Annotated in this window: 18 protein-coding genes and 1 tRNA gene; 9 read left to right on the top strand and 10 right to left on the bottom strand. The window is 67.9% G+C overall.

Translation table 11 applies throughout. The annotated features are described in order from the left end of the window. Positions 1 to 11: 11 nt before the first annotated feature. On the bottom strand, positions 12 to 986 hold the full coding sequence (locus tag WDN01_12690) for a nitronate monooxygenase (GenBank protein ID MEJ0026876.1): 975 nt from the start codon (positions 984 to 986) through the stop codon (positions 12 to 14). A gap of 235 nt (positions 987 to 1,221) precedes the next feature. Beyond that, positions 1,222 to 2,511 carry an adenylosuccinate synthase gene (locus WDN01_12685; protein MEJ0026875.1) on the bottom strand — a complete coding sequence of 430 codons (1,290 nt, stop codon included), beginning with the start codon at positions 2,509 to 2,511 and terminating at the stop codon, positions 1,222 to 1,224. A 288-nt stretch (positions 2,512 to 2,799) separates the two neighbouring features. Between WDN01_12685 and WDN01_12680 the strand changes: the two genes are divergently transcribed. Beyond that, positions 2,800 to 3,507, top strand: a complete 708-nt coding sequence (locus WDN01_12680) for a TIGR02206 family membrane protein (GenBank protein MEJ0026874.1) — start codon at positions 2,800 to 2,802, stop codon at positions 3,505 to 3,507. Between the two features lie 62 nt (positions 3,508 to 3,569). Continuing rightward, positions 3,570 to 3,728, top strand: coding sequence for a hypothetical protein (locus WDN01_12675; protein MEJ0026873.1), 159 nt, complete (start codon positions 3,570 to 3,572; stop codon positions 3,726 to 3,728). Positions 3,729 to 3,775: 47 nt separating this feature from the next. Here WDN01_12675 and WDN01_12670 read toward each other — a convergent pair. Further along, positions 3,776 to 3,849 (bottom strand) — tRNA-Gly (locus tag WDN01_12670). A 202-nt stretch (positions 3,850 to 4,051) separates the two neighbouring features. Here WDN01_12670 and WDN01_12665 point away from each other — a divergent pair. The 3 genes from WDN01_12665 (at position 4,052) to WDN01_12655 (ending at position 8,733) form a co-directional block, all read left to right on the top strand. Beyond that, a complete protein-coding gene (locus tag WDN01_12665; GenBank protein ID MEJ0026872.1) occupies positions 4,052 to 6,337 on the top strand; it encodes a TonB-dependent receptor in 2,286 nt (761 codons plus the stop codon). 72 nt (positions 6,338 to 6,409) lie between these two features. Next, positions 6,410 to 7,969, top strand: coding sequence for an AMP-binding protein (locus WDN01_12660; protein MEJ0026871.1), 1,560 nt, complete (start codon positions 6,410 to 6,412; stop codon positions 7,967 to 7,969). A 68-nt stretch (positions 7,970 to 8,037) separates the two neighbouring features. After that, positions 8,038 to 8,733, top strand: coding sequence for a TetR/AcrR family transcriptional regulator (locus WDN01_12655; GenBank protein MEJ0026870.1), 696 nt, complete (start codon positions 8,038 to 8,040; stop codon positions 8,731 to 8,733). A gap of 5 nt (positions 8,734 to 8,738) precedes the next feature. Here WDN01_12655 and WDN01_12650 read toward each other — a convergent pair whose 3' ends face one another. Genes WDN01_12650 through WDN01_12640 form a run of 3 tightly spaced genes read right to left on the bottom strand, consistent with a single transcriptional unit; the run spans position 8,739 to position 12,692 of the window. Beyond that, a complete protein-coding gene (locus WDN01_12650; protein MEJ0026869.1) occupies positions 8,739 to 9,689 on the bottom strand; it encodes an SMP-30/gluconolactonase/LRE family protein in 951 nt (316 codons plus the stop codon). A 4-nt stretch (positions 9,690 to 9,693) separates the two neighbouring features. Continuing rightward, complete coding sequence (locus tag WDN01_12645; GenBank protein MEJ0026868.1) at positions 9,694 to 11,343, bottom strand: carboxylesterase family protein; 1,650 nt, start codon at positions 11,341 to 11,343, stop codon at positions 9,694 to 9,696. Further along, on the bottom strand, positions 11,340 to 12,692 hold the full coding sequence (locus WDN01_12640) for an MFS transporter (protein MEJ0026867.1): 1,353 nt from the start codon (positions 12,690 to 12,692) through the stop codon (positions 11,340 to 11,342). The genes WDN01_12645 and WDN01_12640 overlap by 4 nt, the downstream gene beginning before the upstream one ends. A gap of 165 nt (positions 12,693 to 12,857) precedes the next feature. Here WDN01_12640 and WDN01_12635 point away from each other — a divergent pair, with 165 nt between their 5' ends. From WDN01_12635 to WDN01_12620, 4 genes are all read left to right on the top strand, one after another. Then, positions 12,858 to 13,388: a hypothetical protein gene (locus WDN01_12635; protein ID MEJ0026866.1), complete on the top strand. Its 531-nt coding sequence runs from the start codon at positions 12,858 to 12,860 to the stop codon at positions 13,386 to 13,388. Between the two features lie 86 nt (positions 13,389 to 13,474). After that, positions 13,475 to 14,425: a lytic transglycosylase domain-containing protein gene (locus WDN01_12630; GenBank protein ID MEJ0026865.1), complete on the top strand. Its 951-nt coding sequence runs from the start codon at positions 13,475 to 13,477 to the stop codon at positions 14,423 to 14,425. 211 nt (positions 14,426 to 14,636) lie between these two features. Further along, entirely contained in the window at positions 14,637 to 15,059 is a 423-nt protein-coding gene (locus WDN01_12625) for a DUF1036 domain-containing protein (protein ID MEJ0026864.1), read from the top strand. Positions 15,060 to 15,244: 185 nt separating this feature from the next. Then, positions 15,245 to 15,598: a hypothetical protein gene (locus WDN01_12620; protein ID MEJ0026863.1), complete on the top strand. Its 354-nt coding sequence runs from the start codon at positions 15,245 to 15,247 to the stop codon at positions 15,596 to 15,598. Positions 15,599 to 15,606: 8 nt separating this feature from the next. On the opposite strand, the gene WDN01_12615 is transcribed toward WDN01_12620, so the two are convergent. From WDN01_12615 to WDN01_12600, 4 genes are all read right to left on the bottom strand, one after another. Further along, positions 15,607 to 16,047, bottom strand: a complete 441-nt coding sequence (locus WDN01_12615; GenBank protein MEJ0026862.1) for a hypothetical protein — start codon at positions 16,045 to 16,047, stop codon at positions 15,607 to 15,609. 300 nt (positions 16,048 to 16,347) lie between these two features. Beyond that, the gene (locus WDN01_12610; protein MEJ0026861.1) at positions 16,348 to 17,490 is read right to left on the bottom strand and encodes a 2'-deoxycytidine 5'-triphosphate deaminase; all 1,143 of its coding nucleotides are present in this window, start codon (positions 17,488 to 17,490) and stop codon (positions 16,348 to 16,350) included. 179 nt (positions 17,491 to 17,669) lie between these two features. Continuing rightward, positions 17,670 to 20,423, bottom strand: coding sequence for an ATP-dependent DNA helicase (locus tag WDN01_12605; GenBank protein ID MEJ0026860.1), 2,754 nt, complete (start codon positions 20,421 to 20,423; stop codon positions 17,670 to 17,672). Positions 20,424 to 20,580: 157 nt separating this feature from the next. Continuing rightward, positions 20,581 to 22,692, bottom strand: a complete 2,112-nt coding sequence (locus WDN01_12600; protein MEJ0026859.1) for an ATP-binding protein — start codon at positions 22,690 to 22,692, stop codon at positions 20,581 to 20,583. Positions 22,693 to 22,734 lie beyond the last annotated feature (42 nt).

The raw sequence follows: 22,734 nt of genomic DNA, 5'->3' as shown, positions 1-22,734 counted from the left end.
GGCGGACGGCGCTACGCCACCATCCGGTCCAGCCGCTCGCGCACGATGGCGTGCGCTTCATGCATGATGCGCCCGACCAGGTCTTTGCAGGTCGGGATGTCGTGGATGAGGCCTTGCGTCTGGCCGGCCGACCAGATGCCGGCATCCATCTCGCCCCTGTCGAGCACGCCGGCGCCGCGCGTGCCGGCGACGAGATCGCGCACATCCTCGAACTTGGCGCCGCCTTTCTTTTCGATGGCGACGACCTGGTCGGAAATCGCGTTCTTCGCGACGCGCGCGGTGTTGTGCATGGTGCGGAAGATCAGGTTGGTGCCGCGCTCGTCATTCGCCACGATCTGCTTCTTGACGTTCTCGTGAATGTCGGCCTCGACCGTCGCCATGAAGCGCGTGCCCATGTTCACGCCGTCGCAGCCGAGCGCCAGCGCCGCGATCAGCCCGCGCGCATCCGCGATGCCGCCGCTCGCGATGATCGGGATGGTGAGCTTGTCGGCCGTCGCCGGAAAGAGGATCAGGCCGCCGACATCGTCCTCGCCGGGATGGCCGGCGCATTCCAGGCCGTCGATGGAGACGCAGTCGACGCCGACCGACTGCGCCTTCACCGCATGGCGCACGCTGGTGCATTTGTGGATCACCTTGATGCCGGCGGCGCGGAAGGCCGGCAGGTGCGGCTGCGGATTGTTGCCCGCGGTCTCCACCACCTTGACGCCGCTCTCGACGATCACCTGGCGGTATTCGTCGTACGGCACCGGATTGATCGTCGGCAGGATGGTGAGGTTGATGCCGAACGGCTTGTTCGTCATCTGGAAGGTGTTCTTGATCTCCTTCGCCAGCAGGTCCGGCGAGCCCGGCGTCAGGGCGGTGAGGAAGGGCAGGGCGCCGGCATTGGCGACGGCGGCGACGAGCCCGGCCTTGCCGACGCGCGTCATGCCGCCCATCGTGATCGGCGTTTCGACGCCGAACATCTCGGTGAACCGGGTCTTGATCATGGAGCGTTTCCCTTCGCGTTATCTCTGCCGCGAAGGGTGCCGCGTTTTGTGACGCCGCGAAAGAGGCGGTGCCGTTAGGGAAGCCCGCCCTCCCCTTGAGAGAGGGCCGAAAAATCGAAGCGGCGCGTAGCGACAGCGCGCGCGCGAGATTTTCGGAGAGGGGTGGAGCCCTGCCGCCGGACCCCTCCCCGAAATCTGCTTCGCAGATCTCGACCCTTCCTCAAGGGGAGGGTGATCAACCGAGGAACGGGTCCTTGACCATGATCGTGTCGTCCCGGTCCGGGCTGGTGGAGAGGAGCGCGACCGGCGCGCCGATCAGCTCCTCGATCCGCCGGACATATTTGATCGCGTTGGCGGGCAGCTCCGCCCAGCTCCGCGCCCCGCGCGTCGAGCTTCGCCAGCCTTCCATCGTCTCGTAGACCGGCACGAGCCGGGCCTGCTCGTTGGCGTCGGCCGGCAGATAGTCGAGCAGCTGGTCGCCCAGGCGATAGCCGGTGCAGACTTCGATGGTCTCGAACGTATCCAGGATGTCGAGCTTGGTCAGCGCGATGCCGTCGATCCCGCCGGTGATCGCGGTCTGGCGCACCAGCACCGAATCGAACCAGCCGCAGCGGCGCTTGCGCCCCGTCACCGTGCCGAACTCGTTGCCGCGCTCGCCCAGCATGTCGCCGACGGCGTTCTGCTGCTCGGTGGGGAACGGCCCCTCGCCGACCCGCGTCGTGTAGCTCTTGGTGATGCCCAGCACATAGCCGATCTGGCGCGGTCCGATCCCCGCGCCGGCCGCCGCCTGGCCCGCCACCGTGTTGGACGACGTCACATAGGGATAGGTGCCGTGGTCGATGTCGAGCAGCACGGCCTGCGCGCCCTCGAACAGCACGCGCTTGCCGGCGCGGCGCGCGGCGTCGAGCTCGCGCCAGCTCGACCCGACGAAGGGCAGGATCTTCGGCGCGATCTCGGTCAGCGCGGCCAGCAGCGCGCCGGCATCGATCTCTTCGGCGCCGGCGCCCCGGCGCAGCGCGTTGTGATGCGCCAGCAGCCGGTCGATCTTGGCGGGCAGGCCCGCGAGGTCCTTCAGGTCGATGACGCGGATGGCGCGGCGGCCGACCTTGTCCTCATAGGCAGGGCCGATGCCGCGCTTGGTGGTGCCCAGCCGCTGCAGCGAATTGGACGACTCGCGCACCGCGTCCAGCTCCTTGTGGATCGGCAGCACCAGAACCGCGTTCTCGGCGAGCACCAGCGTCTGCGGCGTCACCGCCACGCCGGCCGCGCCGACGCGCGCGATCTCCTCCAACAGCGACCACGGATCGACCACCACGCCGTTGCCGATGATCGAGCGCTTGCCCTGGATCACGCCGGACGGCAGCAGGGAGAGCTTGTAGGTCTTGGTGCCGACCACGATCGTATGGCCGGCGTTGTTGCCGCCCTGGAAGCGCACCACCATCTCGGCCCGGTTCGCGAGCCAGTCGATGATCTTGCCTTTTCCCTCGTCGCCCCATTGGGCGCCGATCACCGCGACATTGGACATGAACCGTACCCGGATGAAACGAGTCTCCCGGCAAGGGATTCGCCGGGCACGGTGACCACTTATAGCGCGCCGGCCGCGGCGCGCGAACCCAATTGCGGCGCTGCGACGTTCGGCCATTCCGCGCCGGAACCGGGTCCCGCCGGCGCGGTATTCGGGTCTGCCGGCCGGGGTGTGCCGTCCTTCGCGCGAGGGGCAATGCGGACACGGCGCGAACCGGCCGTCATTGCGCCCACAATCCGCCATGCTCGCGCGGTTCCCTCGGCTGCGCGTCGGCGAAGAGGGGCACTCTTGCACCAGCCATTCGTCCTGTTCGGGACCCAGCATCTCGTGGCGATCGCGCTCACGCTCGCGGTCCCCACGATCCTCGCCGGCATCGCCCGCCGGCGCGGGCCGCGCGCCGACGCCATCGTCCGCAAGGGGCTCGCCGCTCTTTTGATCGGCACCTGGATCGCCTGGTACGGACTCTTCATCGCCCGCGGCTGGCTCGGCCCCGGTAACGAACTTCCGATGAATTTGTGCGACTGGGCATCCATCGCGCTGATCGCGGCGCTGCTTGCGCCGGGGCAGAAGACGTTCGAACTCGCCTATTTCTGGGCGCTCGCCGGCACCACGCAGGGGCTGGTCACGCCGGATGTGAACTACGCCTTTCCCGAGGCGCAATTCGTCGTTTTCCTGCTCGGCCACGGCGCGATCGTCGCCGCGGTGCTTTATCTCGTGCTCGGCACCGGCCTGCGCCCGGTGCCCGCCTCGATCCCGCGCGTCGTGGCCTGGATCTTCGCCTATGCCGCCGCCGCCGCGACGACCGACTGGATTCTCGGCGTGAACTACGGCTTCTTCCGCGCCAAGCCCGGCCACGCAACCGTGTTCGACCTCATGCCGGCCTGGCCCTGGTACATCCCCGAAGCGATCGCGATCGGCATCCTCGCCACGCTGGTGCTGTATAGTCCCTGGTACATCGCCGACCGGATGCGCGTGCCGGCGCTCCGGGACGCATAGTTCTGGGATCGAAGCGGCGGCGAATGGGTTTCCGACACGCAACCTTCGGGAGCGGACTCGACATGCGGGCCCTCGAACTCATTGCCGCGCTCGTCGTGGCCGTCCTCATCTTCGTCGTGCTGAAGATCCTGGGCCTGGTGCTCAAGGTCGCGCTGATCGCGGCGGCGATCGGATTTGTCGTCGGTCTCGTCGCGACGCGGATGTTTCGCCGCGACGGCTGATCGCGACGGCGCGTCGTTCGAAGCAGGCCGTCGGCTGCGCCGGGAGATGGAGCGGGCGAAGGGAATCGAACCCTCGTATGAAGCTTGGGAAGCTTCCGTTCTACCATTGAACTACGCCCGCGATCCGGAAGGGATAGCACATCCCCGGATGGCTTGAAGAGGGGACGGGGCGGCGCGGCACCCGTGACGCAAAAGCATCACCGCCGCCAAGATATTCATTCACATGTGAATGAATATTGACGGGTCGGCAGGTTCCTGACAGCTTGCCGCGACGTGCCGAAGAGCACGTGTGACCGCCTGCGGGCGCAAGGGGAGACAACACCATGAGGCGCGCGTTAAGCCTTTCCACGTCCATTCTGGCGCTTGTTTGCTGCGGTGCGGTCCACGCGCCGGCGGCGGCGGCCGACTCGTCCGACAGCGCGTCGAGCGGCACCATCGAGACGGTGGTCGTGACGGCGGAGCGCCGGTCGGAAAACCTGATGACGACGCCGATCTCGGCCGACGTGCTGACCGGGAGCGACATCGCGAACAAGGGCGTCCTGAAGGTCGACGACCTGCAATTCGTTTCGCCCAGCGTGGTGATCAACAATTTCGGCCAGGGCATCGACTTCAACATCCGCGGCATCGGCAAGGGCGAGCACAACACCCAGACCCTGACCGGCGTGATCACCTATCGCGACGCGGTGCCGACCTTCCCCGGCTACATGCAGGAAGAACCCTATTACGATATCTCCAGCGTCCAGGTGCTGCGCGGCCCGCAGGGCACCTTCGTGGGCCAGAACGCGACCGGCGGCGCGGTGTTCGTCACTTCGAACGATCCCGTCATCGGCGGCGGCTATGACGGCTATGTCATGGGCAGCTTCGGCAACTATTCCGACGGCCAGCTTCAGGGCGCGGTCAACATCCCGATCGACGATACGCTTGCGGTCCGCGTCGCCGCCTTCGGCGAGGCGCGGGGCAGCTTCTTCAGCATCCGCGATGCCGATCCGGCCGACAACTGCCCGGGCCAGAAATACGCGGGCTGCAAGGCGGGCTACAATCCGGGCGACGAGCGCTGGGGCGCCGGGCGCGTCAGCGTGCTGTGGAAGCCCAGCGACGCGCTGACGGTGTCGTTCAAATACGACGCGGATTATCTCGACAACGGCGCCTATCCGGCGAGCCCGTTCTACGAGGGGTTCAAGACGCTTCCCTTCGGCAGCGCGACGCCCAACCCGCTCTATTCCGACATCTATCACATCTCGGCCAACGCGCCGATGTCGGCGACCGACCGGTTCAGCCGCGCGATCCTGAAAGTCGATTACGTCCTGCCGGGCGGCATCACGCTGCGCTCGGTGTCCGGCTACCAGTTCGGCAACACCAACTGGCTGACCGATCTCGACGGCACGGATTACGGCGCGATCAACTACGCCCCGCCGTTCCCGAACAACTGGACGTTCTTCGACCATGTCGACGAGACGATCTATTCCGAAGAGATCAACCTGATCTCGCCCGACGAGGGACGCTTCAACTGGATCCTGGGTGCGTTCGGGCAGTCCGACATCTACAATTTCCCGCCGGGCAAGTTCTATACCGGCGTGCCGCACGGCGTGCTGGATTCGACGCTGTTCGGCAAGAACCCGCAGATGTCCTTCGCCGGCTTCGGACAGGTCGGCTACAAGATCCTGGACAACCTGCAGATCCAGTTCGGCGCGCGCTATTCCTATAACCGCACCACCAACGACGTGACGTGGAACCAGTACGGCACGGTCATCAACCAGCACGCCTTCGCCAAGTCCTATGCCTTCACCTACAAGGGCTCGATCAACTGGCAGGTCAACGACAACAACTTCCTCTATGCCTTCGTCGCGACCGGCTACAAGCCCGGCGGCCTGAACCCGCCGATCTACACCGTCGCCCAGCCCGAACCGTTCGGGCCCGAGAAGGTGACGGAGTACGAGGGCGGCTGGAAGGCCACCCTGTTCGGCGGCCATGTGCGCTCGACGCTCGACGCCTATTACAACGACTACAAGGACTTCATCGTGACGGTCTCCTATCCGGCCCTCACCTTGCCGGTCTCCGGCTTCCTGACCGAGGTCAACGATCCGAACACGACCAAGGTCTACGGCCTGGAAGGCGAGATCGAGGCGGTGTTCGACAAATTGTCGTTCGGCCTGGGCCTCGGCCTGAACCACTCATCGCTCGGCACTTTCTATGCCGTGGACTCGCGGCCCGGCGGCAGCGGCGCGGTGTGCGATCCGGCGACCGGCCCCGCGACGCCCAATTGCGTCAACCTGAAGGACAAGCCGCTGAGCTACGCGCCCAGCGTCTCGTTCGACGTCAACCTCCAGTACCAGTTCGACCTCGAGAACGGCGACAAGCTGACGCCGCGGGCCAATTTCGGACACGTGTCCGGACAGTGGGCGACGATCTTCGACGTGGCCTCGCTGGGCGACAAGCTTTCGCCGCGCGATCTTCTGGGCGCCCAGCTCGAATGGGCGCACAACGACTACGTCGTGACGCTCTACGGCACCAACCTGACCGACCAGCATTACGAAGCGGCGCTTCTCTATCCGCTGCGCTTCGCCGGCTCGCCGCGCCAGTTCGGCATTCGCGTCATGAAGGTGTTCTGACGCGGCATTCGCGGCGGCCGCCGGCTGTTGGGGCCAGCCGGCGGCCGCGCTTTTTCGGTCCCATTCAGGCTCATGCAAGCTTACGCGCTCACGCTGGACAAATTCCTCGACCACGCCGCCAAGTGGTCGGGAGACGCGCAGGTCGTCACCGCCGGAACCGGCCGGATCGGCTATGCCGCGCTGAGAGCCCGCAGCAACCGCTTGTCGGGCGCGTTGGCCGCCCTTGGGTTGCGGGCCGGCGACCGGGTCGCGACGCTTGCCTGGAACACCCAGCACCATCTCGAAACCTATTATGCCGTCATGGGCGCGGGGCTGGTGTGCCACACGCTCAACCCGCGTTTGACCGTCGCGCATCTGGCCGCGATGGCGAACGAGGCGCAGGACCGCGTGCTCGCCGTCGGCGCCGGGCTCACGGATCTGGCGCTCGAACTGGCATTCCATTGTCCGGGCATCGAGGCCGTCGTGTATCTGGACGGCGCGCCGGCCGGACCGCGCGCCATCGCGGGCCGCCGCACCTTTGCGTTCGAGACGTTGCTTGCCGAGCTGGGCGCGGAGGCGCGCTGGGGCGATTTCGGCGAAGAGACGGCCGCGGGGCTTTGTTACACCTCCGGAACGACGGGCGCGCCCAAGGGCGTGCTCTATACGCATCGCTCCAACTACCTGCATACGCTGCGCGCCTTGCAGGCCGACGCCTTCGCGCTGACCGCGGCCGACTCCGTTCTCGTCGCCGTGCCGATGTTCCATGCGAATGCCTGGGGCTTTCCCTTCGCCGCGCCGGCGGCCGGCGCCAAGCTCGTCCTGCCCGGCCGCCAGGCCGACGGGGCGCATCTGGCGAAGCTTATCCGCGACGAAGGGGTGACGGTCGCGGCCGGCGTGCAGACGGTGTGGCAGGGCCTGCTGGACCATCTCGACGCGACCGGCGGCGACGTTCCCACGCTGGAGCGCGTGCTGATCGGCGGCTCCGCCTGTCCGGACGCGTTGATCCGGCGGATGGAGGAACGGCTCGGCGCGCGCGTGCAGACCAGCTGGGGCATGACGGAGCTGTCGCCGCTCGGCACGATCGCGCCCGCGCGCGCGAAAACGCGGGCCGTGGGCGCCGGCCGCCCGCCGGTCGGGCTCGACCTGAAGCTTACCGATGCCGCCGGCGCGACCCTGCCGCGGCAGCGGAACGTCACCGGACATCTGAAGGCGAAGGGCGCCAGCGTCGTCGACCGCTACTTCGAGGCCGAGGCGGACGCGCTCGACGCCGAGGGCTATTTCGACACCGGCGACCTCGCCAGCATCGACGATGCCGGCAATCTGACGATCTCGGGCCGCTCCAAGGACCTGATCAAGTCGGGCGGCGAGTGGATCAATCCGGCGGAGATCGAGACCATCGTCGGGCGGCTGCCCGGCGTGGGCCTCGTCGCCGTCATCGGCGAGGCCGACCCGAAATGGGGCGAGCGTCCGGTCCTGGTGGTCGAACTCCAGCAGAACCAGACCATCGACGACACATCGCTGCTCGACGCGCTTCGCGGCAACGTCGCCGACTGGTGGATACCCGATCGGGTGATTCAGGTGGCGCATATGCCACTGGCGGCCACCGGAAAAATTGACAAGAATCGTCTTCGCGCGGAATACGCTAGGGCCTAGGCGGGCGGTATGGGCCATCCGGCCGGGCTGGCATGTGTCGTCCGACGCACGCAATGATGGCCGGAGCGATGACGAAACCCTTGGCGAAGCTTCCGCGAGAAAGAACGTCCAGGAAGGCGCCCCGGACGAAGGCCGAGCAGCGCGCCGAGACGCTGGAGCAGATCATGGATGCGGCCGAGCTTCTGTTCTCGAAGCATGGCCTGCACGTCGTGACGCTGCGCGACGTGGCCCTGAAGGTCGGCGTCCACACCTCGCTGATGCACTATTATTTCGAGGACAAGCTGGCGCTGTTCAAGGCCGTCTTCGCCCGGCGCGCCGGGATCACGAGCGACCGCCGCATGAAGGCGCTGGACGAATACGAAAAGCGCGCGGCGGGCAAGCCGACAGTGGAAGGCGCGCTCCACGTGTTCCTGGATACCGATTTCGACTTGTATATCGAGGGCGGCGAAGGCTGGCGGAATTACGCCGCGTTCTGCGCCCAGCTCGCCAACACGCCGGAAGGCGCCAGCCTGTTCGACGAGCATTTCGATCCCGTCGTGCTCCGCCTGATCGAAATCCTCAAGAAGGCGCTGCCCGGCGTGTCCAAGAAGGACATCTTCTGGGGCTATCACTTCGTGACCGGCAGCCTGATGCATTCCCTGGCGCGCAGCGGCCGGCTCGACCGCCTCTCGAACGGCGTGTGCCGCTCCGACGATTTCGAAGCGGTGAAGGCACGCATGGCGGATTTCATGGCCGCCGGCTTTCTGGCGCTGAAGGACCGATAGGCCCGCTATTCGAGGCTCTCGGGCAGCCGGAACGTCGCCAGATGCGGCATGAGCAGCGAGCCGACATAGGCCGTGCGGCCGTCGTGTCCGCCGAAGGCCAGGCTGGTCGGCAGCCGCAAGGGGCCGCTTTCCGGCGCGCAGGCCACGAGATGATCGACGGTGCCGTTGCGCTGCTCGACGCCGGCGGCCATGGCCTCGACCGCCGCCGCGTTCATGTCGCGAAAGACGAGATGCAGGTCGCCCCGACGGTCGATCGCGCACAACCCGTTCTGGCCGATCAGCGTCACCCAGACATTGCCGAAGGGATCGAAGGCAAAGCCGTCCGGGAACGCGCCGCGGCCGAGGCTCGGCGGGCCCACGATCTCCTTGTCGCCCAGCGTGCCGTCGGAACGAATCGGGAAGCGCGCGATCCGGCATCCGAGCGTTTCGGCCGCATACAGATGGCGTCCGTCGGGCGAGACCTTGACCTCGTTGGTGAGATCCAGCCCGTCGGCGACGATCTCGCAGCGCGCGCCGTCGCCCTCGACGCGCAGGATATAGCCGTCGCGAACCGGCGTGGTGAGCGCGGCATCCCATCGCGGGGCGCGCGTCATCATCGAAAGCCAGATACGGTCCGGCCCGTCCGCCCAGGCATAGTTGACGGTGCCGAGCGGCTTGCCGTCGAAGCCGTCGAGCAATTTGCGCGTCTCGCCGCCGGGCGCGATCCGGTGCAGCCCGCCGTCGCCCAGCCCCGCGACGACGAAGCTGCCGTCGGCCCTGCGGCTGAAGCCGTTGGGCTCGGCGATTCCCGAGCCGAGCAGTTCGGGATCGCCATGGTCTCTCGCGCGGGATACGCCGCCGCGCGCGTCGGACGCCCAGACGCCGTCGGCGCCGACCCAGACGCATTCCGGGCGCTGCAATCCCCGGCCGAATATTCCGAAGTCTGCGGCGGCCAGTTTGAATTCGGAGATATTCATGGGGCTACTCCCGGCAGCCGGCCTTCGGTTCGGGGAGCGGTGGCGCGGCCAGACCGACGTTCCAGTGCCACCCGAGATTGCCGGCGGCGTGGCGCCGGCAGACGACCTCTTCGTTCAGCGCGTACATTCCGGGCAGCAGACGATCCGACGGGTGCGGGGCGTCGGTGAAATCCATATAGGCGCCCGCCGAGTCGTAAGGCCGCCAGGCCGGCGCGCCCGCGGCCTCGGGCTTTGCGGCGCGGGCGAAGCTCGTCCAATAGCCGACCATCGCGTCGGAGAGGCCGGCCTCCGCCGCCGTCGCCGGCATCTTCGGCCAGCGCGCCGGCGTGCGGTCGAGCGCGCCGAACATATAGGGCAGTTCGCTGGCGTGGAACGCGTGCAGGCCGGCGTTATCGGCCGCCGGATAGCCGTGGTCGAAGAAGTAGAGATAGGAGGGCAGGCCGAGCGCGGCCTGCTTGCGGACAAGCCGCTCGGCGGTCCAGCCATAGAGGGCGTCGCGGGTCGTCGCCAGGATGCTCTCATGCATGTCGGAGCTCGGATAGAGCTTCAGGAAGGCGTCCGCCAGGTCGCCATAGCGCTCCCGAATGGTCTTCTCGTAGTCCGCCGGGCTCGCGGGCGTCGGCGGCGCCAGGACGGTCAGGGAGCGGATTTCGCCGGCATTGAATCCCGCCAGGATCGGCACATGGGCCTGCTCGCCCCTGTCGAAGACATCGACGAGCTGCGCCGGCAGGACATGTCCGTCGACCGCGCCGAACGGCGCGAACCCGGCCGCCGCGGCGCCCGCGGTCAGCGCCTCCGCGCTCATCGCACGCAGCGCGGCGATGTTCGGCGCGTGGACCGCGGATGCGAGAGCCAAACCGCTCTGTTCGGCGGCCGGCCAGCCATACCGGCTCTGTCGCAGCTCGGGCGTGGAGACCATATACGCGCTCTGCGCGATCGCCTTCGCGAAGAGGCCGCGCGCTTCGGTCGAAGCCATGAGGTACATGACGCTGAGGCCGCCGGCCGACTCGCCGGCGATGGTCACGTTCAAAGGATCGCCGCCGAAGGCGCCGATATTGGTTTTGACCCAGCGCAGCGCCGCGATCTGGTCTAAGAGGCCGTAATTGCCCGACAGGCCGAGAGGCGATTCGGCGCTCAGCTCCGGATGCGCCAGCCAGCCCAGAACTCCGAGCCGGTAGTTGATCGTGACCACGACGACGCCGCGCGCCGCCAGCCGGGCGCCGTCATACATCACCTGGCGGCTCGCCCCGCCCCAGAGGGCGCCGCCATAGATCCAGAAGAAGACCGGCGCGTTGCGCGCGTCGGCGGGCGCCCAGATATTGAGCGTCAGGCAATCCTCGCTCATCGGCGCGGGGTCTTCGGTGTAGATGGTCGAAAGCGCGGATTGCGGCTGGACGCATTCGGGACCATAGGCCGTCGCGCTCCGTACGCCGTTCCAGCGTTCCATCGGCGCCGGCGGTTTCCAGCGCAGCGATCCCACCGGCGGCAGCGCAAAGGGTATGCCTTTGAACACGTGCAGCGCGCCTTCGATCCGGCCCTGCAATTGACCGGCGGGTGCGTCGACGACCAGCGCATCCTCGGCGCGCGAGGGAGAAGATGCGGCAAGGCCGGCCATCGCGGCGACGCAAAGGACGATACGACGCAAGCCGATCATGGGCGCTCCGTTCCGCTTGTCCGGGCCTCTTGGCGAAGCACCTGCGCCAGCCACAGGAACAGCCCGATCGCCAGGGCGTAGAACGGCACCAGCGTATAGAAGGCGAGCTGCAGCGAATGCTGCGGATGACCGGCATGGAGGAAATCGCTCATCGCGCCGACATAGGCCGGGCCGACGCCCATGCCGATCAGGTTCATGATCAGGAGCAGCAGAGCGCCGGAAAGAACGCGCTGATCCGGACGCACCTCTTCCTGCACGAGCGTGACCGAGGAGGAGAGATAGAAGAAGTTGAAGAAGGTCGGGCCGATCTGGAAGAGAAGCGCCACCTGCCAGGTGGGCGCCCATACGAAGCCGAGATAGAACGGCACGGCCAGTGCCAGCGACGCCGCGGGAACCAGGGCATAGGCCTGCTTCGAGCGCCCCGTGAAGCGGTCGATGACGCGGCCCGAGACGAATATGCCGGCGCTCATCGCGATGCCCACGACCAGCGCGGAATAGAGGGCGACTTCGGCGAGCGTCATCCCCTTTTCGCGCATGAGCAGGAGCGTCGAGAAATTGCCCGAGCCGTAGGTGATGATCTGCGTGGCGCCGCTGCCGAGCGCGGCCAGCACCAGCGCCTTCTTCGAGAAGAACATCGCGATCGTCTGCCGGAAGGTGGACGCCGCGGCGCCGAAACCCGGCTCGCCGGCGACGGCGGGCTTGTCGAGGCCGCCGCGCGGCGGCTCGCGCACGATCAGCAGGACGAGCAGCGCGGCGAAGAGGCCGACCGATCCCAGCACGATGAAGGCGTCGCGCCAGCTATAGGCCGCGGCGATGGACGCGCCGAAGGCGACGCCCAGGGCAGCGCCGATGGGCGGGCCGAGATTGTAGATGGCGAGCGCCGTGCCGCGGCGGCCCGGCGGGAAATAGTCCGAGACGACGGCGTAGGAGGGCGGCACGCCGCCGGCTTCGCCGATGCCGACCGTCATCCGCGCCGCCACGAGCTGCGCGTAGTTCGCGGCGAGGCCGCAGGCCATCGTCGCCGCGCTCCACAGCGCGCAGGCCAGCGCGAGGATCCAGACCCGGTTGGTCCGGTCGGCGATCCAGCCGACGGGAATCGAGATGAAGCAGTAGAACAGCGCGAAATAGAGGCCGCCGATCAGGCCGAGCTGTCCGTCGGAGACATGCAGCGTGTCCTGGATGGGCTTGGCGAGGATCGACAGCAGCGACCGGTCCAGGAAGTTCAGGACATAGACGAAGCACAGCATGCCGAGCACGACCCAGGCGCGGGCGCCGGGGATGGCGGCCGGCGCCGGCGCGATGTCGGCCTGGCTGGCCGCCAAGGTCGGGGATTTGTCTGTGGTCACCACTCAGAGGCTCGGTCTGCGGCGGCGGCGCGAAGCGAAGCCCGCCTGAGTGCGAGCGCGACGGTCTTGCCTGCCACCGGATACCTCCCTTCGACGTCGGCGTGGACGTCGATTTTTCCGCAATATGAGGCCGAACCGGCGGGCCCGTCAATATTTACTAGCGAGTGAGTGAATATCTTCGGAACGCCGGCCCCTGGGCAAGGGGCGGCCAGTTTCCTCTCGCCGACCCTCGACCGCTACGATTGCCGGGCGCGCTGGTGGCTGAACGACACGATGCCGAAGATGAAGGACGTGCGGGGCAAGATCGTCCTCTATCGCCGCTTCGACACCGATACCAAGGGCGCGGTGCCGGGCCTCAAGGCGCATCCCTACGAGGACGACAAGACCTTCACCATCGACGCGACCGTGCCGCTCAAGATCCAGGACCAGTGGAAGGTCGCGACGGTATTCGCTCGCGGCAACAAGTGGAACGCCATGAAGGCGCTGCTCGACGAGGCCAAGAAGAAGAACACGCGCTATTTCTACGCCAATTACGGCAGCGGCAACGGCGCTGGCAGCGCGCCCTCCACCACGGCGAACTACGTCAATCCGCATCTCACCGACTATCTCGTCAACAACATCAAGGGCCGCTACGGCGCTGTCCCGATCGATTTCGAGACCGACGACCTGAACCGGCTGATCGCGGAAACCAATTTCTGACGCTCATCCGGCTTGCTTGAACCGGCGGGCCCGCATGACTACCTTTGCGCCCGGGCGTTCGCGCGGCATCTCGGATTGAAAGCGCCATGGCATTTCGCGATGCGAGCCTGCGGAGCTGGAGCGAACGCGCGGCCGCCGTCCCGCCGACCCTCCTTGCGGTTGCCGTCCTCGCCGCCGCTCTTGCCGCCGGATTGATTCTCGACCACCGGGCAGCCGCGCCGCACATCGCTGCGAAGCCCGCCCTGCACCGCGCCGCGCCGGTCAAGCGCCTCGCCGCGCGCCCGTCATCCGCCGCCGGGCCCATGCCTGCCAAGCCCATGCCTGCCAAGCCCATGCCTGCCAAGCCGGCGCCGCCATCGGCCTTTGCGCTCGAACAGGCGATGTCGTCGCGCCAGCTCATGGACCGCTGGACGCCCTATATCCGCGAAGCCTCGCGCCGCTTCGACGTCAACGGGCAATGGATCCGCGCCGTGATGCTGATCGAGAGCGGCGGGCGCACCATGCTCGGCGAGAACAAGCCGATCGTCTCCAGCGCCGGCGCTATGGGGCTGATGCAGCTGATGCCGCAGACCTGGACCGAGATGCGCGCCGCGAACCGCCTGGGCAAGGATCCGTTCGATCCGCGCGACAATGTGCTCGCCGGCGCCGCCTATCTGAGCGCGCTCTATCGCCAGTACGGCTATCCCACCATGTTCGCGGCTTACAATGACGGGCCCGGCATGCTCGCCGCGCACGCGGCCCTGCACGAGCCCGTACCGGACGAGACCGCGAATTACGTCCGCGACATCGCCAGCATTCTGGGCACCGGCGTGCGCTATCGCGCCGGCTCGCGCCACGCGCTCGCGCCGCTGACGCGGCCGGACGGCTCGACCGTGATGATCGACGCCGGCGCGGTGGTCGCGATCCGCGCCGCGCTTCCGGGCGAGTACGCCCCGACCGTACAATCGGTGATTACGATCGGCCGCCTGCGCCAGGGCGTGCGCGAGACCGCGGCCCGCGCCACGGCCGTCCTGCGCAGCCATGGCGGACTGATCTGACGTCGCCATAGACGGTCTTGCATGCGCTGCAGTTGCGAAGGCGTCGTCGCACGCACCGTCAACGCGACGTCGGCCATGTCAGTCAAATTCCAGCCGCAAAACCCATCTAGCCTGACTGGCGTCGATGTTCTAAACTTTTTGTCATGTCCCGGGAATCGACCTCCGGGACCGCCACAGTAAGGGGTAATCGATGTTCGCAAGGAAATTTGGCATGGCGATCGCGCTCGTGATCGCCGGACTGGCCGCTATGGCGATGGCCTCGCCCGCCGCGGCCCGCACCGTCACGCTTCGCGCCTGCAACCATACCGACACGACCGTGATGGTCGCTTCCAGCTTCATTCCGATCGGCGGCGCCGACTGGCGCAACAAGGGATGGACCCAGGTCCGTGCCGGCCAGTGCGAGGATATCTTCCGGACCAACAATTACACCTTCTATGCGCGCGCCGAGGTGAAGGGCGATTCGGAATCCTATTGGGGCAGCGACATCAAGCAGTGCGTCGAATATCCCGGTCCCTATGATTTCTTCACCGGCTCGAAGGACACGACGTGCCCGGAAGGCGAGCCGGCGGACTTCACGACCTTCAGGTCCGACGGCAGCCCCGTCTATGTCTGGAACCTCAATCCGTCCGACTGACGTGGGAAGAAGATTGATGGGCGCCGGCGGCGGCCTCGGGCCGCTGCCGGGCCTTTTTCTTTGGCGTTTTCCCGGCGGATGACCGGCCGCAATCGCCGCACATTCGGTTCAGCTTGGGTTCATCCGTCGCGCGTCATGGTCCGCTCCGAAGGCGCAATGACGCGCCATAGACGGGCTGGAAAACCATGAAACGGATCATCTGCGCCGCCCTGGCGCTCACTCTTCTGGGCTCGACCGCGGCCGAGGCGCGCGGCTGGCATGGCGGCGGCAGCTGGCACGGCCGCGGATACCATCACCATGGCGGCGGCGGCGACGTCGCGCTTGGCGTGGGGCTCGGCTTCCTCGCGCTCGGCATCATCGCCGCGACGAGCGACAACCACCGCGACCGCGACGACTATTATCGCGACCGGGACGATTCCTATCGCGACCGCGACGGCTATCGGAACGACGATCGCTCCGGCGCCTATGACAACCAAAACGGCCCGCCCCGGCCGCTGCACCAGGACGATCGCAACGGCGACGACGACAGCGACGACTAGGCGGCCGGCTATAGCTGGCCGTTGAACGCGAAATGCGAGAAGGCGCCCGTCGCCGGATCGTATTCCACGCCGAAGGCCAGCGCCCCGCCGTCGCAGATCGAGATCGCGTTCGTCCGCCAGTCGCCATGCACGATCGCGTTGCGGGCGCCGTTCACATAGACGATGTGGCGCCCGCCTACGGTCAGCCCGCCATATTGGCGATAATAGGCGCCCGGCTGGACCTTCGCGTCCACCAGGATGCGCGTCAGCCCGGGCTCCAGCTTGGCAATGTCGGACGGCAGGGGCTGCCAGGCGCCTTCCGCCCGCGGCGTGGCGCGCGAGCATTGCCGCGCCAGCGCCGGCGCCTGCTCCGCAGGGAAGATCACGCCCCAATATGGGTTAAGCGGGGCTGTCTCGGCCAGCGCCGGCCACGCCAGGCACAGGAACAAGGCTGTCAGGACGATGCGCATACGGATGGATCTCGAGCGGGTCTCGCGCCCATTCTAGCCGGGATCGTGGCGGGAATGCGTGGGCCTGGAAAATCATGAGGCGGCCGGCACTTCCGCGCCGTAACCGCCTCACGCTGCCCCCTTCAATGCGGACCCTAGTCAACCGCGAGGCTTGACCCCCAAGCCGTTCGGACCCGCGGCGTGCTAACTGTGCCGGGAGCGGTGTCCGACGCAACGGGCGCGCATGGCTGTCATGCGCATAAAGTCCGGCTGTTGATTTGCAGCAACAATCTCGGTGACGGAGCAGTCACAAAGTTCCGCTCACGGTTGGCGGAAATGCTTCGACAACTTGAGGCCTTGGCCCTGGTAGTGCGAGCCCAGTCCGGCACCGTACATTTCGGGCGGCGGGTCGGTCAGCCGCTCGAACACCAGCCTGCCGATGACCTGCCCGTGCTCCAGGATGAACGGAACCTCGCGCGAGCGCACCTCCAGCACGCCGCGCGCCGAGGGCGGCCGCCCGGGCTCATAGCCGAAGCCGGGATCGAAGAAGCCGGCATAGTGGACGCGGAACTCGCCCACCAGCGGATTGAACGGCACCATCTCGGCGGCGTAGTCCGGCGGGATGGCGACCGCCTCGCGGCTGACCAGGATGTAGAACTCGTCGGGATCGAGGACGAGGTTGCCGGCCTCGTTGGCCTCGATCGAATCCCAGAACTCGTGGGCGGCGAGCGCGGCGCGCTTGTCGACGTCGATCACGCCGGTATGCCGCTTGGCCCGCCAGCCGATGCGCGGGCCGGCTTCGCCCTTCAGATCGATGGAGAGCGCCAGCCCGTTGTCGATGTCGGCCGCGCCGCTGACCAGCGGGCTCTCGGCGTTGAGACGGCGCAGCTGCGTGTCGGTGAATTGCGGCGTACCGCGGCGGATGCGCAGCTGGTTCAGCTTCGATCCCTTGCGCACCAGGACGGGGAAGGTGCGCGGGCTGATCTCGGCGAAGAGCGGGCCGCGATAGCCCGGCTCGATGCGGTCGAAGGCCTGGGCGCGGTCGGTGATCAGCCGCGTGAAGACGTCGATGCGGCCGGTCGAGCTCTTCGGATTGGCGGTGCCCGAGACGCGGGCGGAAAAATCGGCGACTTCGAGCAGCGGCACGATGTAGACGCAGCCGGTCTCCAGCACCGCGCCCCTGCTGAGGTCGATCTCGTGCATGAAGACCGAGGCGAGCTTGTCCTGCACCGTCGCGTGCGGGCCGGGCAGGAAGCTGGCGCGGACCCGCCACGCCACCGGCCCGAGCCGCAGGTCGATGCTGGCCGGCTGGATCTGGCTTTCTTCGATGTCCTCGGTCGCGATGATCTCGCGGCGCGCCCGGATCAGCCGGCGCAGCACATGGCTCGGCAGGATGCCGGTGGAGTGGCGGCCATAGGAGTCGGTTTCGGTATCGCCGAACAGGCTGTCGTCGGGCTGGGTCATGGAGACGTCCTTTCCTCCCCCGCCGTTGCGGGGGAGGTGCCGAGCGGAGCGAGGCGGAGGGGGCCCCCTCCGTCACGCCTCCGCTGCGCTACGGCGTGCCACCTCCCCCGCAACAGCGGGGGAGGAAACGAATGTGCTTGGTTCGACATATGCGAACTATAGCGGACAATCGCCGGCAATCACTTCTCCTCGCCCAGAAACGCCCTTATATCCCCAATCGCTTCGGCCAGACCGCAGCGCTTGACCGGCGCGTCGGGCGGGAAGGCGCTCAGGAGCCGCGTCGGCGTCGCGCCTTCCAGGATCACGAAACAGCCCTTGTCGCCCTCGCCGCGGATCAGCCGGCCGAAGGCCTGCTTCAGCCGGAAGCGGGTCAGAAGGTCGTCATAGCCCTTGCCGAAGCGCGCCCGCCGCGCCTTGTGCAGGATGGTCGGCTTGGGCCACGGCACCTTGTCGAACACCGCCAGGCGCAGCGAGCGCCCCGGCACGTCGACGCCGTCGCGCAACGCATCGGTGCCGAGCAGGCAGGCGTTCTCCTCGGCACGGAACAGATCGACCAGCGCACCGGTGTCGAGCTTGTCGACATGCTGGGCATAGAGCGTCACGCCCGCATCCGCCAGCGGCGCGGCGATCCGCTGCTCCACCGCGCGCAGCGTACGAACCGCGGTGAAGAGGCCGAGCGCCCCGCCGCCGGCGGCCAGGAACAGCTCGCGGAACGCGGCCGCGACCTGGTCGGCGTCGCGCCGGTTGACGTCCTTCACCACGAAGATGCGCGCCTGCTGCGCGTATTTGAACGGCGAGCCGAAGCTGGCGCGCCTGGGCGGCTCGGGCAGATGGCCGGCGCCGGTGCGCACTTCGGCGCTCTGCCAATCGTCCACGCCTTCGCCGATGTCGCGCAAGGTGGCCGAGGTGATCAGCGCGCCATGCGCCGGCGCCAGCACATGGTTCGCGAGCGGAATGGTCGGGTCGATCCAGTGCCGTTCCAGCCCGACGTCGAAGTCGCGCCCGTCCTCGCGCGCGATCTCGAACCAGTCGACGAATTCGGCGCCGCGCTCGCCCTCGAGCGCGTCGAGCATCGCGATCCATGTCGGCACGACGAACTTGCCGCGCCACACCAGCCCGCGCGCCGCCGCCTCGATGCGGGCGCGCGAATAGGTCTCCAGATCCTCGCTCAGCGCGTCTATCTGCTTTTTCAGGAGCGCCGCCAGGCGGATCAAGGGCGCCGCCAGCCGCTTGAGCCCGCGCGACAGCTCGCGCGCCGCGGCGATGAGCTCGTCACCGAGCGGCTGCGTATCGGCCTCCAGCGTGTAGAAGCTGTCGGCGTCGGCGCTGCGCGCCCGCACATGCTGATAGGCGGCGGCGAGGAACGTCTCGCCCGGGCCGCGCGGCCCGCCGCCATGCAGCCGCGACATCCAGCCTTCGCCCGCCAGCACGCCGGAGGCGCTGATGCACTCGTCGAGCGCGCTCTGCGCCGCGGGATCGTCCTGGGTGAGATCGCGCAGGCGTTCCTGAAGGCCGCGCATGCGCGATCGCGCGCGGCCCTCCGGGCCGCGGATCCAGCGCCTCAAGTCCTGCATCTCCATGCCGGAGACCAGCGGCGCGAAGCCGCTGTCGGCCGCGTCGAACAGGTGATGGCCCTCGTCGAACACATAGCGCACGCGGCGCTCGGGTGGCGTATCGGTCGTCTCGTCGGTCGCGAGCCAGTCCTGCGAGGCCTGCGCGATGACGAGCGCATGGTTCGCGACCACGATCGGCGCGTGGCGCGCGCGGCGGATGGCGCGCTCGATGAAGCAGGTGCGGTAATGCGGGCAGGCGGCATAGACGCATTCGCCGCGCCGGTCGGTGACTTCGCTGAGCGGCAAGGACGCGCCGAGGAAGGCGGGAAACCCCGCGCCCGACACGTCGCCGTCCGGCGTCACGCCGACCCAGCGGGCGATCAGCCCGAGCGCCACGCTGCGCTGTCCCGGCGCCAGCGCGGTCCGCTTGGCCGCTTCCTCGAAGTTCAGGAGGCAGAGATAATTCTCCCGGCCCTTGCGCACCACGGCCTTCTCGGCGCGCTCCTCGGGATCGGGATAGAGATGGCCGATCTCCTGCACGATCTGGCGCTGGAGGTTGCGGGTATAGGTCGAGATCCAAAGGCCAGGCCCGTTCTTCTCCGACCACACGCTGGCCGGCGCGAGATAGCCCAGCGTCTTGCCGATTCCCGTGCCCGCCTCGACGAGAGCGATCTTGGGCGACCCAGCCGTCTCGCGCGGCCCGAAGGCGTAGGACGCGGCGTCGGTATAGGCCTCCTGTTCGGGGCGGAGCTCGCCCATGCGGCCCACGAGTTGCGCGAGGCGATGGCGCGCCTCGTCCGGCGTCACCGGCAGGGAGCCCGGCTTGTCGGGCGCAGCGCTGTCTTCCCATTCGGGAAGGCCGCGCCACGTCTCCATGCCCGCGATGGGTGCCGGCTTGCCCTCCGGCTCGCCCAGCACGTCGAGGATCGGCCGCGCCCAGCGCCAGCCGGCGCGCTCCATCGTTCCGGCGAGGGCGCGCATGTTCACGCGCGCCGGCTCCGGCGCGTGATGCAAGAGATCGATCAGGCCGGTCGCGGTCTCGCGCAGCGCGCTCGCCTGTTCGTCAGGCCCGTGCGGGATGAGAAGGCCCATGGCGCGCGCCAGCCCCAGCGCGCTCGGAATGAAAGGCGCGCCCGGCCGTACGAAGGCGAACAGTTCCAGCACGTCGTAGAGCGCCGCCGCCGGCGGGGTCTTCAGCCGTCCGGACACGAAGGCGGCGTGTGCGATCAGCGCATTGCCCGAGCGGAACAGCCGCCGCGCTTCGTCCAGCGAGACGCGCTTGCAGTCGCCGTCGGCGTCGCAGACGACCGCCCCGCCCGGCGCGGGCACAAGCGCGGGGAGGCGGCGCCATTCGCGCGCGGGAATCGGGGAGGTCGACATGAACGCACTCTAACCTCCCCTCTGCGGGGAGGTCGAAAAATCGCGTAGCGATTTTTCGGGCGGGGGACGGTGCGGGGCACCCAGCACCGTCCCCCATCCGAAAAACATCATCGCTTCGCTCGATGTTTTTCGACCTCCCCACAGAGGGGCAGGTTATTCAGGCCACCAGATCCGGATAGAGGCTGCTCAGCGCCTGCTTGGCGCGCATCTGCTCGCCGACGACCGCCTGCGCGGCGCTCAACAGTTCGGGAGCGTTCTCGCCATTGCGGCTCTTCTGGGTGAAGCCGCGCGCCGCCGCGGTCACCGCGATCAGTCCGAGCCCGCCGGCCGCGCCCGCGATGTCCTGCGCCAGCCGGCCGGCATCCTCCCAGCGCTCCGCGGCACACGCCTCGGACAGGCCGTTGCACAGAAGCTCGGCATTCTCGATATAGGATTGCAGGATTTCCAGAAGCGATTTCACGCCGACCGATTTTTCCAGCGCGGCGAAGGCGTCGGCGTCGATCGGTGCCAATTCCTCGGGCTCCGGCTCGGCCTTCGCGTCGCTGTCCTTCCGGCTGCGCTCGTCGAGCGCCGCCAGCACGGCGAACAGCTCCTGCGGGCTCGCCGGCCAGCGCAGGACCTCGGCCGCCGTCGCAGGCGCGCGCTCGCCGCGCGACAGAAGCGCCAGAACCGGCGCGCTGACGCCGGGCGCGGCGGCCCAATTGTCGGCATCGGTGGCGCTCACGATGATCGCGTCGAACGTGCCGCGCCCCGATTGCGCGATGGCGTCGGCGAGGCTGTCGGCGAACTGCACCTGGTTGCCGAAGGGCTCGAGCTGGCGCGCGATCCTGGTGTCGACCGCCGCGTCGCGCGTGAAGACCAGAAAGGAATGCTTGGACGGCGCCACCGCATTGTCGCCATAGCGTCCGTCATGGGCATAGCCGCCCGAGCCGGAGACCGGAATCGAGAACCAGAAGGTCGCGCCTTCGCCCGGCACGCTGTCGAAGCCGACCGTGCCATGCGCGGATTCGACCACGCGCTTGACCACCGCGAGCCCCAGCCCCATGCCCTGCTGGCGCCGTGCATAAGAGACGTCACCGGGCGAGAACGGCTTGAACAGCGACAGCCCCACCTCTCGCGGGATGCCCTGGCCGGTGTCCATGACTGAGAAGCGCACTGCCTCGCCGTCGGCCTCGGCGCGGATCTCGACGCCGCCGCGCTCGGTGAATTTCAGCGCATTGTCGACCAGCTTGAGCAGCGCCTGGCGCAGCCGCCGCCCGTCGATCGCGACATGCGGCAGACTCGAAGGAGCGGTAACGGTAAGCCGCAGCCGCTTCTCCCAGGCGCGCGGCTGGAGCAGCCGTCCGACGGTGCGCGCCGCCTGCACCGGATCGCTGTCCTCCTCCGGCATCTCCTCGCTGTCGTCGCGCGACAGGGCGATGACGTCGTCGAGCAGCATCTGGAGCCCCTTGCCGGCCTCCAGCATGACCTTCACATGGTCGCGATGCGGCCGGTCGAGCTCGGCGCGGTCGAGAAGCTGCGCCATGCCGAGCAGCGCGTTCAGCGGCGTGCGCAATTCGTGGCTGATATTGGCGATGAACGAGGTCTTCACCCGGCCGCTCGCCTGCGCCGCGTCGCGCGCGGCCTCCGCCGCCTGCTTCTCGTTGGAGAGAGTCGTTACCAGGCCGAGGTTTTCCAGCTTGAGGAAGATGCTCTCGTCGAGCAGCCGCGCCATGCCGTTGCAATAGGTGAACAGCACCGCGCCGAACAGCGTCACCAGCACGCCGGTCATGATCTGGTAGAGCCCGCCCGCCAGGAACAGCACCACGACCAGCGGCCCGAGCGAGAACAGCGCGTGCGCGAAATAGGCGGGGCGATAGGCGGAACGGGCGATGAATTCGGTCGCCGTCATGCCGAGGAAGGCGAGGCTGAGATAGGCCTCGGCCGGAAACGAATTGGGCACGAACCAGAACAGCACGCCCACGCCCCAGGTCGCGCCGGCGATCGCCGACACGAAGGTGTAGCGCCAGGCCCAGAAATGCGGATCGTCGCCCCGGTCGCGTTTCTGATAGGCGGTGGTGAGCTGTTCGGCGGCGATCGCGACGGTGATCTGCAGCACCAGCGGCATCAGCGGCAGCCAGCCGGGCTCGCGCCCCGCGAACAGCGTCGCGGGTATGCAGAGCGCCGCGAAAGGCAGCGACAGATAATGTCGGCCGAGTGCGAAGAGAATATCGATGCGGCCCGCGAAGACCGCGCCCTTGTCTCGCACCGGCTGTGGTTCCCCGGTCATTGACGCCTTCCCGGGGGGAGCCTAGCTTCCTCGGCCTTTCCC

Source organism: Rhizomicrobium sp., assembly GCA_037200985.1.
Classification (GTDB): domain Bacteria; phylum Pseudomonadota; class Alphaproteobacteria; order Micropepsales; family Micropepsaceae; genus Rhizomicrobium.
Note: the sequence above shows the minus strand (reverse complement) of the source record. Positions and strands in the feature narration are given on the sequence as shown.

Excerpts from the sequence above, each read along its gene's own strand:
- WDN01_12625 (MEJ0026864.1), top strand. The coding sequence starts at position 14,637 with ATGGCGATCGCGCTCGTGATCGCCGGACTGGCCGCTATGGCGATGGCC.
- WDN01_12645 (MEJ0026868.1), bottom strand. The coding sequence starts at position 11,343 with ATGATCGGCTTGCGTCGTATCGTCCTTTGCGTCGCCGCGATGGCCGGC.
- WDN01_12675 (MEJ0026873.1), top strand. The coding sequence starts at position 3,570 with ATGCGGGCCCTCGAACTCATTGCCGCGCTCGTCGTGGCCGTCCTCATC.
- WDN01_12620 (MEJ0026863.1), top strand. The coding sequence starts at position 15,245 with ATGAAACGGATCATCTGCGCCGCCCTGGCGCTCACTCTTCTGGGCTCG.
- WDN01_12610 (MEJ0026861.1), bottom strand. The coding sequence starts at position 17,490 with ATGACCCAGCCCGACGACAGCCTGTTCGGCGATACCGAAACCGACTCC.
- WDN01_12685 (MEJ0026875.1), bottom strand. The coding sequence starts at position 2,511 with ATGTCCAATGTCGCGGTGATCGGCGCCCAATGGGGCGACGAGGGAAAA.
- WDN01_12665 (MEJ0026872.1), top strand. The coding sequence starts at position 4,052 with ATGAGGCGCGCGTTAAGCCTTTCCACGTCCATTCTGGCGCTTGTTTGC.
- WDN01_12605 (MEJ0026860.1), bottom strand. The coding sequence starts at position 20,423 with ATGTCGACCTCCCCGATTCCCGCGCGCGAATGGCGCCGCCTCCCCGCG.
- WDN01_12630 (MEJ0026865.1), top strand. The coding sequence starts at position 13,475 with ATGGCATTTCGCGATGCGAGCCTGCGGAGCTGGAGCGAACGCGCGGCC.
- WDN01_12615 (MEJ0026862.1), bottom strand. The coding sequence starts at position 16,047 with ATGCGCATCGTCCTGACAGCCTTGTTCCTGTGCCTGGCGTGGCCGGCG.
- WDN01_12655 (MEJ0026870.1), top strand. The coding sequence starts at position 8,038 with ATGACGAAACCCTTGGCGAAGCTTCCGCGAGAAAGAACGTCCAGGAAG.
- WDN01_12600 (MEJ0026859.1), bottom strand. The coding sequence starts at position 22,692 with ATGACCGGGGAACCACAGCCGGTGCGAGACAAGGGCGCGGTCTTCGCG.
- WDN01_12690 (MEJ0026876.1), bottom strand. The coding sequence starts at position 986 with ATGATCAAGACCCGGTTCACCGAGATGTTCGGCGTCGAAACGCCGATC.
- WDN01_12650 (MEJ0026869.1), bottom strand. The coding sequence starts at position 9,689 with ATGAATATCTCCGAATTCAAACTGGCCGCCGCAGACTTCGGAATATTC.
- WDN01_12660 (MEJ0026871.1), top strand. The coding sequence starts at position 6,410 with ATGCAAGCTTACGCGCTCACGCTGGACAAATTCCTCGACCACGCCGCC.